A 9799-nucleotide genomic window follows, 5' to 3' on the forward strand; every position below is an offset into this window, starting at 1 on the left:
CCCCGCCCACCCCGAACGCATCTGCTGGGGCTGCGATCTCTATTGCCCCGCCAACTCCCTGCAATGCGGCAACGGCTCCAGCCGCACGCAACATCCGGCGGAAGTGCTGGGCGACGACTGGTATCAATACGGCGACTGGGGCCTGGAGGATTCCCCGGTCACAGGACAGGACGGCTCCGGCAAGCGTTGATTCGAATCAAGGCTGTCCATATGCGTCCGGGATGATCATGCTCGCAAAAGGGTTATTCCTAACGCTGGAGCGCTACCATGAAGTCTCCGAAGCAGTCCCTGTTCACCAAGAGCGTATTGCTCGCCCTGTTGCCGCTGGCCGCGGCCCCCGTCTGGGCGGACACCGTCGCCCCGCCCGCCGGCGAGGCGATGCACCAGAACGCCAACGCCAAAGCCCCACCGATGACCGAGGCGGAATTCACCCGCGGCAAGCAAATCTACTTCGAACGCTGCGCCGGCTGTCACGGCGTGCTGCGCAAAGGCGCCACCGGCAAGGCGCTGACGCCGGACATCACCCTGGCGCGCGGCACTGAATACCTGAAAACCTTCATCAAATACGGCTCCCCGGCCGGCATGCCCAACTGGGGCACCTCCGGCGAATTCAACGATCAGCAAGTGGAACTGATGGCGCGCTACGTGCAGCAAGAGCCGCCCACCCCGCCGGAATTCGGCATGCAGGACATGCTGGCCACCTGGAAAGTGCAAGTGCCGGTGGACAAGCGTCCGAGGCGCAAGGAAAACCAGCTGGACATCTCCAACCTGTTCTCCGTCACCCTGCGCGACGCCGGCGAAATCGCGCTGATCGACGGCCACAGCAAACAGATCGTCAGCGTGATCAAAACCGGCTACGCCGTGCACATCTCCCGGCTGTCCAAGTCCGGCCGCTACCTGTACGTGATCGGCCGCGACGGCAAGATCAATCTGGTGGACTTGTGGATGGCCAAGCCGGACAGCGTGGCGGAAATCCGCATCGGCCTGGAAGCGCGCTCGGTGGAAACCTCCAAATACCGCGGCTACGACGACAAGCTGGCGGTGGCCGGCGCTTACTGGCCGCCGCAATACGTGATCATGGACGGGGCCAGCCTCAAGCCGCTGAAAATCGTCGGCACCCGCGGCATGACGGTGGACAACGAATACCACCCGGAACCGCGCGTGGCCTCCATCGTGGCCAGCCATTACAAGCCGGAGTTCGTGGTCAACGCCAAGGAAACCGGCAAGATCATGATGGTGGACTACTCGGACCTGGCCAACCTCAAGACCACCACCATAGACGCCGCCAAATTTCTGCACGACGGCGGTTTCGACGCCAGCGGCCGCTACTTCATGGTGGCCGCCAACGCCTCCAATAAAGTGGCGGTGGTGGACACCAAGCTGGACAAGTTGGCGGCGCTGGTGGACGTGGGCAAAACCCCGCACCCCGGCCGCGGCGCCAACTTCACGGACCCGCAATACGGGCCGGTCTGGGCCACCAGCCACCTGGGCGACGACAGCATCAGCCTGGTGGGCACCGATCCGGAAAAACACAAGGCCCAGGCCTGGAAAGTGGTGCGCACGCTCAAAGGGCAGGGCGGCGGCTCGCTCTTCATCAAGACCCATCCGCAATCCGCCAATCTGTGGGTGGACACCGTGTTCAACCCGGACGCCAAGCTCAGCCAGAGCGTGGCGGTGTTCGACATCAAGCACCTGGACAAGGGCTTCTCCATGCTGCCGATAGGCGAATGGTCCGGCCTGAGCGACGGCGCCAAACGCGTGTTGCAGCCGGAATTCAACAAGGCCGGCGATGAAGTCTGGTTCTCGGTGTGGAGCGCCAAGGACAAGCAATCCGCCATCGTGGTGGTGGACGACAAAACCCGCAAGCTCAAGGCCGTGATCAAGGACCCGCGCCTGGTCACCCCCACCGGCAAATTCAACGTCTACAACACCCAGCACGACATCTACTGACCCCGCCAGCACGCCTGCCGGGCCAGCCCCGGCGGGCGGAGGAGAACGCAATGAAAACAAGCCTGATCCTGGCCTGCGCCGCCCTGGCGCTGCATGCGCTGCCGGCCGCGGCCGCCGCGCCGGAAGCGCTGCTCAAGCAACACAACTGCCTGGCCTGCCACGCGCTGGACGCCAAGCTGGTGGGGCCGTCCTACCAACAAGTGGCGGCCAAGTACAAAGGGCAGGACATCGCCGCCAAGCTGGTGGACAAAGTGAAAAAGGGCGGCGCCGGCAGCTTCGGCCCGGTGCCGATGTCGCCCAACCCGCAAGTGCCGGATGCCGATCTCAAGGTCATGGTGCAATGGGTGCTGAGTCGTTGACGCGCATCGCGGCGGCCTTGCTGCTGCTCTGCGGCGTCGCCGTCGCCGTCGCCGCGCCGGTTGCCCCCGCGCCGGAGCGGGCGGCCCAGCTGCGCCACCTGGCGCGCCAGGACTGCGGCGCCTGCCACGGCCTGAGCCTGCGCGGCGGCCTGGGCAGCCCGCTGACGCCGGAGGCGCTCAAGGACAAACCGGACGCCGGCCTGGCCGCGGTGATCCTGGCCGGCCGGCCCGGCACCCCGATGCCGCCCTGGCGGCCTTTTCTGACGGAAGAAGAAGCGATATGGCTGGTTTACTGGTTAAAGCAGGGCGCGCCGCCCTGATCCCGGCCTTGGCCGCGCTGCTGGGCGGCTGCGCCGCGCCGCGCGGCACCGGCGACCTGGGCGTGGTGATAGAACGCGCCAGCGGCAGCGTGCAAGTGGTGGACAACACCCGCGCGGAAAGCCTGGGCCGGGTGGAAGGGCTGGGCGATCTGTCCCACGCCTCGGTGGTGTTCTCGCGCGACGCGCGCTACGCCTACGTGTTTGGCCGCGACGGCGCCATCAGCAAGGTGGACCTGCTGCGCCGGCGGCTGGAACGGCGCGTGGTGCAGGCCGGCAACAGCATAGGCGGCGCCATCTCCTCGGACGGCCGCGTGCTGGCCGCGCAAAACTACCAGCCGGGCGGCGTGCGCCTGTTCGACGCCGTCACGCTGGCGCCGCTGGCTTCGGTGCCCGCCGCGCCGGGCGCGGACGGCAAACCCTCGCGCGTGGTGGGCCTGGCGGACCTGCCGGGCCGGCGCTTCGTCTACGCGCTGTTCGACGCCGACGAAATCGACGTGCTGGACGCCGCGGACCCGGCCCAGCCGAAACTGACCCGCTACCGCGACGCCGGCAAGCGCCCCTATGACGGCCTGGCCAGCATGGACGGTCGCTACTTCCTGGCCGGGCTCTACGGCGAAGACGGCTTGTCCCTGCTGGACACCTGGCGGCCGGAACAAGGCGTGCGCCGCATCCTGGCCGGCTACGGCCGCGGCCAGCAGCCGCTGCCGGTGTACAAGATGCCGCACCTGCGCGGCTGGGCGCTGGCCGGCGATTACGCCTTCCTGCCCGCCATCGGCCGCCATGAAGTGCTGCTGGCGGACAACCGCAGCTGGGCGCAACTGGCCGCCATCCCGGTGCTGGGCCAGCCGGTGTTCGTGATGGCGGAACCCTCCGGGCGGCGGGTTTGGGTTAATTTCGCCTTCCCGGACAACGACAAGGTGCAAGTCATCGACGTGCCCACGCGCAGCGTGATCGCCACCTTGAAGCCGGGCAAGGCCATCTTGCACATGGAGTTCACCCCGCGCGGCGACGCGGTGTGGCTGTCCAGCCGCGACGACGACAAGCTGGTGGTGGTGGACACCGCCAGCCTCAAAGTGCTGCGCGAACTGCCTGCGCGCAGCCCGTCCGGCATCTTCTTCAGCTGGCGCGCCAGCCGCATCGGGATGTAGCCATGGTTATTTCAGACGCCGATCCGGCCCTGCTGCGGCTGATCAACGGCTGCCAGCGCGGCTTTCCGCTGCTGCTGCGCCCCTTCGCCGCGCTCGCCTCCGGCATGGAGGAGGGCTGGAGCGAAGCCCGGCTGCTGGCCGCGCTGCAAGACGCCCAGGCGGCCGGCCTGCTGGCCCGCGTCGGCGCGGTGTTCGCGCCCAACACCGTGGGCAACAGCACCCTGGCCGCGATGGCGGCGCCGGCGGAGCGGCTGGAGGAAGTGGCCGCCTTCGTCAGCCGCCAGCGCGAGGTCAACCACAACTACCGGCGGGACCATCATTACAATCTGTGGTTCGTCGTCGCCGCCGCCTCATCGGCTGGCGTAGCCGCGGCGCTGAGCCGCATCCGCCTGGCCACCGGCATCCCGCCGCTGGACCTACCGCTGCTGCGGGAATACCACATCGACCTGGGCTTTTCCTTCCTGGCGGAGTCCGCCGCGGCGGCGGAAGCGCCGGCGGCGGCGGACGACCCCGGCCTGTCCGCCGGCCAGCGCCAGCGGCTGCTGGCGGCGTTGTCGCCGGGCCTGCCGCTGACCCCGCGGCCTTATCAAGCGCTGGGCGCGCAATGCGCATTGAGCGAAGCCCAGACCCTGGCGCAAATCGCCCACTGGCGGCAGCAAGGCGTCATCCGCCGCTTCGGCATGGTGGTGCGCCACCGGGAGCTGGGCTACCGCGCCAACGCCATGTGGGTGTGGCGGATAGACGACGACGCCGAACGCGAGCGCGTGGCGCTGGCGCTGGCGGCGGAGCCGGCCGTCACCTTGTGCTACGAACGGCCGCCGCGGCCGCCGGACTGGCCCTACCAGCTGTTCACCATGGTCCACGCCCGCGACGCGCAGAGCCTGGACGCCGCGCTGGCGGACATCCGCCGCCGGCACGGCCTGGAACGGCTGCCGCAGGCGGTGCTGCGCTCCACCCGGCGCTACAAACAAACCGGAGCCTGTTATGGATACGCCTGAAGCGCTGGCAATGCTGGACGCCTTGGACGCGCGGTTGATCGACCGGCTGCAAGGCGGCTTCCCGCTGGTCTCGCGCCCCTATGCGGCGGCCGGGCGCAGCCTGGGCCTGGGCGAAGACGGCCTGATCCGGCGCTTGCGCCAACTGCTGCACGCCGGCGTGCTCAGCCGCTTTGGGCCGATGTACCAGATAGAACGCCTGGGCGGCCGCTTCGTGCTGGCCGCCTTGGCCGCGCCGGAAGCGCGTTTCGACGAAGTGGCCGCCGCCGTCAACACGCTGCCCGCGGTGGCGCACAACTACCGCCGCGAACACCGGCTCAATATGTGGTTTGTGCTGGCCGCGGACAGCGCCGCGGCTATCGACGCCGCCCGGCGCGGCATCGAACTGGTGACAGGCCTGGAAGTGAACCTGTTTCCCAAAGAGCGGGAATACTTCGTCGGCATGCGTTTTCAGGTGGGCGGCGCGGCTCCCGTGGGCGCTGCCGTCGGCGCGCGGCGGGCCGGAGCGCCGGCCGCGTTGAGCGAAGACGACCGGCTGCTGATCCGCGCCACCCAGGCCGGCCTGCCGCTGTGCCGCTACCCCTACCGCGACATTGCGCGGCGGCTGGGCTGGGCCGAGGCCGAAGTGACGGCCAAGCTGGCGCGCTGGCTGGAACAGGGCGTGGTGCGCCGCATCGGCGCGGTGCCCAACCATTACGCCATCGGCTACCGCGCCAACGGCATGGCGGTGTTCGACGTGGCCGACGAACAAGTGGATGCGTTGGGCGCGCAACTGGGCGGCCTGGACGCGGTCAGCCATTGCTACCGCCGTCCGCGCCGGCCGGGCTGGCCGTACAATCTGTTCGCCATGCTGCACGGCAGCGAGCGGCCGGCGGTGCTGGCCGTGGTGGACGACGCGCGCGCCTTGCTGGGCGAAGCCTGCCATAGCCACGAGGTGCTGTTTTCCAGCCGGATTTTGAAGAAAACGGGTTTGAGGTTGTGAGGTGCTCCAAATTCCATTGACCCGCATCAAGGAGCCGCCGCCGACCCCGGCCGCACACTGAGCCATCTTCCCGCGACGGAGCCGGCCATGTTGCGACTGACCCAATACCTGCGCCTGCTGCGCGAACCGGCGGCGTCCCAACCGCCAGGGCGCGCCATGCCCGTTGGCCCGCAAGGCCCAGTCGTGATCTGGAACCTGATTCGCCGCTGCAACCTCACCTGCCAGCACTGCTACTCCACCTCCGCCAACCGCGATTTCGCCGGGGAGTTGAGCACCGACGAAGCCTATGCGGTGCTGGACGATCTCAAAGCCTACGGCGTGCGCGTGCTGATCCTGTCCGGCGGCGAACCGCTGCTGCGGCCGGACCTGCCGGCCATCGCCCGGCGCGCCAAGGCGCTGGGCTTCTATATCGGCCTGTCCAGCAACGGCACCCTGATAGACAAAGCCGCCGCCGTCACGCTGGCGGACATCGGCTTCGACTACGTGGGCGTCAGCCTGGACGGCATCGGTGCCACTCACGACCGTTTCCGGCGGCTGGATGGCGGCTTTGATCTGGCGCTGCAGGGCCTGAGGCTGGCGCGCGACGCTGGCCTGAAAGTGGGCATCCGCTACACCATGACGGAAGACAACGCCGCGGACCTGCCGGCGCTGCTGCAACTGATGGCGGACGAAGACATAGACAAGTTCTACTTCTCCCACCTCAACTACGCCGGACGCGGCAATAAACACCGCGCGGACGACGCCCGCCACGCCCGCAGCCGCTGGGCGCTGGAACTGCTGATCCAGCAAGCGCTGGCTCAGCTGGACGCCGGCCGGCCGCGGGACTTCGTCACCGGCAACAACGACGCGGACGGCGTCTACCTGCTGCACTGGGCGCGCCGGCATTATCCGGAGCGCGCCGACACCCTGCTGCGGGCGCTGCGGCGCTGGGGCGGCAACGCCAGCGGCGTCAACGTCGCCAATATCGACAACCTGGGCAATGTGCACCCGGACACCATGTGGTGGAAAGTGACGCTGGGCAATGTGCGGGAACGGCCGTTTTCCGCGATCTGGCAACAGCCGCAGCACCCGCTGATGAGCGGCCTGCGCCAATCCCCGCGCCCGGTGGCCGGCCGCTGCGGCGCTTGTGGCCACCTGGACATCTGCAACGGCAACACCCGGGTGCGCGCCTGGGAACTGAGCGGGGACTTCTGGGCGGCGGACCCGGCCTGTTATCTGAGCGATGCGGAAATCGGCGTGGAGCCGGGCCGCCACACGCTGCCGGAGCTGACGCCGTGGAGCAGGGCAGCTCGGCTCTAATCACATCGAACTAGGCGGCTGCTGCCAATGGCCCATGGCCCTTGGCGGAGCGCGCTTTTATAGTGTAAGCCTCCGCCATTATCGAGCCACACCGTCATGAGCCATCTGGACATCCCCTCCTTCCTGCGCCACCAGCCGCTGTTCCAGCAACTGTCCCCGGAACAAATCCAGGCGCTGGTGCCGCACACCCAAGAACTACGCGGCCTCAAGGGCCAGGTGATCTTCCAGAAGGGCGACCCCTGCGACGGCATGTTCCTGGTGGTGTACGGCCGGGTGAAGCTGGCGCTGTCATCGGCGCAGGGCAGCGAGAAAGTGATGGAAATCATCCACCCCGGCCAAAGCTTTGCCGAGGCGGTGATGTTCCTGGGCCGGCCCTGCCCGGTGATGGCCCAGTTTCTGGAAGACGGCATGCTGCTCAAGGTGGAGGCGGCCGGCATCCTGCAAGCGATAGACCACGACCCGGCCTTCGCCCGGCGCTTGCTGGCCGGCCTGTCGTTGCGCCTGCACGGCCTGGTGCGGGACGTGGAGCGCTACTCCATCGAAAGCTCCTTGCAGCGGGTGATTGGCTATCTGCTGCAACATATCCCGGAAGACGGTGGCAGCCTTACGCCGCAGGTCTCGCTGCCGGTGAATAAAAGCCTGATCGCCTCCCGACTCAACCTGACCCCGGAAACCTTCTCGCGCATGCTGCACCAGTTGATCGAGGCGGAGCTGATCAAGGTGGACGGACGCGACATCACGCTGGTGGATGTGGACAAGCTGAAGGCCTTCGGCAGCTGCGCCTAAAACGCCCCATACCCCCAGCCGTAGGGTGGGAGGAGCGCAGCGATACCCACGCGGCAACGGGTGCAACGCCACAGGCCGCCGGACAGCCGCCGATTTGGTGGGTATCGCCTGACGGCTCCACCCACCCTACCCAAGCGTGGCCCCAAACGCGGCCTCAACCGTAGGGTGGGAGGAGCGCAGCGATACCCACGCGGAAACGGGTGCAACGCCACAGGCCGCCGGACAGCCGCCTGTTTGGTGGGTATCGCCTGACGGCTCCACCCTGCCTACCCAAACGCGGCCCCAACGCGGCTCCAACCGTAGGGTGGGAGGAGCGCAGCGATACCCACGCGGAAACGGATTCAACGCACAGGCCGCCGGACAGCCGCCTGTTTGGTGGGTATCGCCTGACGGCTCCACCCACCCTACCTAAACGCCCCAACCGTAGGGTGGGAGGAGCGCAGCGATACCCACGCGGAAACGGATTCAACGCCACAGTCCGCCGGACAGCCGCCGATTTGGTGGGTATCGCCTGATGGCTCCACCCACCCTACCCAAACGCGGCCCCAACGCGGCTCCAACCGTAGGGTGGGAGGAGCGCAGCGATACCCACGCGGCAACGGGTGCAACGCCACAGGCCGCCGGACAGCCGCCGATTTGGTGGGTATCGCCTGACGGCTCCCCCCACCCTACCTAAGCGCCCCAACCGTAGGGTGGGAGGAGCGAAGCGATACCCACGCGGAACGGGTTCGACGCCATAGGCTCGCCGGCCAGCCGCTTACGGTGCTTTCCACACGGTGCGTTGGCGTTGGACGGCGACAGAGGCCGGCATCGGCGCGCCCACCAGCGCCTGACGGGCGACGGCCATATTGCTGAAGCCCGCCTGCCGGTAACACAGCCGCGCACAGGTGTCGCGGTTGGTCCACTCCCCGGACGCCCACATCGCCAGCAAGGCGGCGCGGGCTTGCGCGTGCTCGCCCCGCCATTTCTCCCAAAGGTAAAAACTCAGCAGCGCCCGCTTGATCTCCTGATTGATGGCGTGGGTGTTGGCCTGATAGTCCGGGTGGTCCGGGTCGTCGTTCGCCAGCGCAACCGTCCCGATATGCGCTTCATAGACAATGATCAAGCGCGCTGCGAGCTTCAGCGCGTGGTTGTGCTGGGTCAGCAGCTTCATGAGAGCCAGGTTCTCCTCCCGTCTATCAGAGTAAGCCATTGACGTGCTCCAGGCCGCGTTGCAAACGCTGCTGTATTGGCTCCAGCAAGGCCAAGGCTTCTTCGCTGCTGAACAGCAGCGGCTCGTCGCGGCGTTCCAACAAGGTGATCAAGGCTTGTAAGCCGGTGTGGGCGGCGCGCATGTCCATCACCCCGCTCAGCAGGGCGGTGTCCAGTTCGATGTAGCAATGACTCAGTTGCCGGCCCAACTCGCCCAGTTTCGCCACATCGCCGACCGCGGCGGGCAAGCGCTGGGAACAAAGGTGTAGCTGCGCCATCACCGGCACAGTGGCGGGCGTGGGGTGTTGGCCTGCGCAATGAGGACAGGCGGGGGGTGGCATGGCGGGGGGAAAGGTAGAGAAGGTCATCACGGTCTCCATGTCATCTTTGGAAACCTGCCCAGGCGAGGCTAGGGCAGGCACATGACAAGGTGGCAAGACCGGCTAGCTTCTTCCAAAGAACCGGCAGTCCAGAGGACTCCCTGCCACGGCCCGCCCCGAATGGGTACGGCGTGGCAACAGACGTAGCAGTGCCAAAGCGGACTGTTGTGTCTGCGGGAGAAGCTAGTTTGGGCTTGCCAGCCCTGCGTCGCGTGATTGAGCACGACGCGGGACCAAGCCTAAACAGGCTGGGAGGGGGAGTTGACCTTCCCCCCGACAGGTATCCCAAGAATTAGTTAGCATGAAGGCTCAAAGGAGCCAACATGCGCAAATCTCGTTTCACCGAAGAGCAGATCATTGCCATCCTGAAAGAAGCCGAAGCAGGCCTC

General features: G+C 67.3%; 11 protein-coding genes. 9 read left to right on the forward strand and 2 right to left on the reverse strand.

What is annotated here, in order from left to right; translation table 11 throughout:
- The 9 genes from HA052_RS26340 to HA052_RS26380 all read left to right on the forward strand — a co-directional run.
- The coding region (locus HA052_RS26340) for a DUF3079 domain-containing protein (RefSeq protein WP_166454312.1) at positions 1-190 on the forward strand (190 nt) is incomplete at its 5' end.
- A 77-nt stretch (positions 191-267) separates the two neighbouring features.
- Positions 268-1950, forward strand: coding sequence for a nitrite reductase (locus HA052_RS26345; RefSeq protein WP_166454313.1), 1683 nt, complete (start codon positions 268-270; stop codon positions 1948-1950).
- Positions 1951-2000: 50 nt separating this feature from the next.
- Positions 2001-2309, forward strand: a complete 309-nt coding sequence (locus HA052_RS26350) for a c-type cytochrome (protein WP_166454314.1) — start codon at positions 2001-2003, stop codon at positions 2307-2309.
- Positions 2291-2629 carry a c-type cytochrome gene (locus tag HA052_RS26355; protein ID WP_166454315.1) on the forward strand — a complete coding sequence of 113 codons (339 nt, stop codon included), beginning with the start codon at positions 2291-2293 and terminating at the stop codon, positions 2627-2629. Before HA052_RS26350 ends, HA052_RS26355 begins: the two co-directional genes overlap by 19 nt.
- Positions 2590-3777, forward strand: a complete 1188-nt coding sequence (locus HA052_RS26360; RefSeq protein WP_166454316.1) for a cytochrome D1 domain-containing protein — start codon at positions 2590-2592, stop codon at positions 3775-3777. The genes HA052_RS26355 and HA052_RS26360 overlap by 40 nt, the downstream gene beginning before the upstream one ends.
- Before the next feature lie 2 nt (positions 3778-3779).
- The gene (gene ahbB / locus HA052_RS26365; RefSeq protein ID WP_166454317.1) at positions 3780-4775 is read left to right on the forward strand and encodes a siroheme decarboxylase subunit beta; all 996 of its coding nucleotides are present in this window, start codon (positions 3780-3782) and stop codon (positions 4773-4775) included.
- On the forward strand, positions 4762-5754 hold the full coding sequence (gene ahbB / locus HA052_RS26370; RefSeq protein ID WP_240937588.1) for a siroheme decarboxylase subunit beta: 993 nt from the start codon (positions 4762-4764) through the stop codon (positions 5752-5754). The genes ahbB (HA052_RS26365) and ahbB (HA052_RS26370) overlap by 14 nt, the downstream gene beginning before the upstream one ends.
- Positions 5755-5841: 87 nt before the next feature.
- Positions 5842-7053, forward strand: coding sequence for a heme d1 biosynthesis radical SAM protein NirJ (gene nirJ / locus HA052_RS26375; RefSeq protein ID WP_166454318.1), 1212 nt, complete (start codon positions 5842-5844; stop codon positions 7051-7053).
- 96 nt (positions 7054-7149) lie between these two features.
- A complete protein-coding gene (locus HA052_RS26380) occupies positions 7150-7839 on the forward strand; it encodes a Crp/Fnr family transcriptional regulator (protein WP_166454319.1) in 690 nt (229 codons plus the stop codon).
- A gap of 757 nt (positions 7840-8596) precedes the next feature.
- On the opposite strand, the gene HA052_RS26385 is transcribed toward HA052_RS26380, so the two are convergent.
- Together HA052_RS26385 and HA052_RS26390 are read right to left on the reverse strand one after the other, a co-directional pair.
- The gene (locus HA052_RS26385) at positions 8597-8992 is read right to left on the reverse strand and encodes a hypothetical protein (protein WP_166454320.1); all 396 of its coding nucleotides are present in this window, start codon (positions 8990-8992) and stop codon (positions 8597-8599) included.
- Between the two features lie 25 nt (positions 8993-9017).
- Positions 9018-9398: a DUF1484 family protein gene (locus tag HA052_RS26390; protein WP_166454321.1), complete on the reverse strand. Its 381-nt coding sequence runs from the start codon at positions 9396-9398 to the stop codon at positions 9018-9020.
- Positions 9399-9799: the final 401 nt, after the last annotated feature.

Source organism: Chromobacterium fluminis, from assembly GCF_011602385.1.
Classification (GTDB): Bacteria; Pseudomonadota; Gammaproteobacteria; order Burkholderiales; family Chromobacteriaceae; genus Chromobacterium; species Chromobacterium fluminis.

Coding starts and splice junctions, on each gene's coding strand:
- HA052_RS26385 (WP_166454320.1), bottom strand. CDS start 8,992: ATGAAGCTGCTGACCCAGCACAACCACGCGCTGAAGCTCGCAGCGCGC.
- HA052_RS26380 (WP_166454319.1), top strand. CDS start 7,150: ATGAGCCATCTGGACATCCCCTCCTTCCTGCGCCACCAGCCGCTGTTC.
- ahbB (WP_166454317.1), top strand. CDS start 3,780: ATGGTTATTTCAGACGCCGATCCGGCCCTGCTGCGGCTGATCAACGGC.
- HA052_RS26355 (WP_166454315.1), top strand. CDS start 2,291: ATGGGTGCTGAGTCGTTGACGCGCATCGCGGCGGCCTTGCTGCTGCTC.
- ahbB (WP_240937588.1), top strand. CDS start 4,762: ATGGATACGCCTGAAGCGCTGGCAATGCTGGACGCCTTGGACGCGCGG.
- nirJ (WP_166454318.1), top strand. CDS start 5,842: ATGTTGCGACTGACCCAATACCTGCGCCTGCTGCGCGAACCGGCGGCG.
- HA052_RS26345 (WP_166454313.1), top strand. CDS start 268: ATGAAGTCTCCGAAGCAGTCCCTGTTCACCAAGAGCGTATTGCTCGCC.
- HA052_RS26360 (WP_166454316.1), top strand. CDS start 2,590: ATGGCTGGTTTACTGGTTAAAGCAGGGCGCGCCGCCCTGATCCCGGCC.
- HA052_RS26350 (WP_166454314.1), top strand. CDS start 2,001: ATGAAAACAAGCCTGATCCTGGCCTGCGCCGCCCTGGCGCTGCATGCG.
- HA052_RS26390 (WP_166454321.1), bottom strand. CDS start 9,398: ATGACCTTCTCTACCTTTCCCCCCGCCATGCCACCCCCCGCCTGTCCT.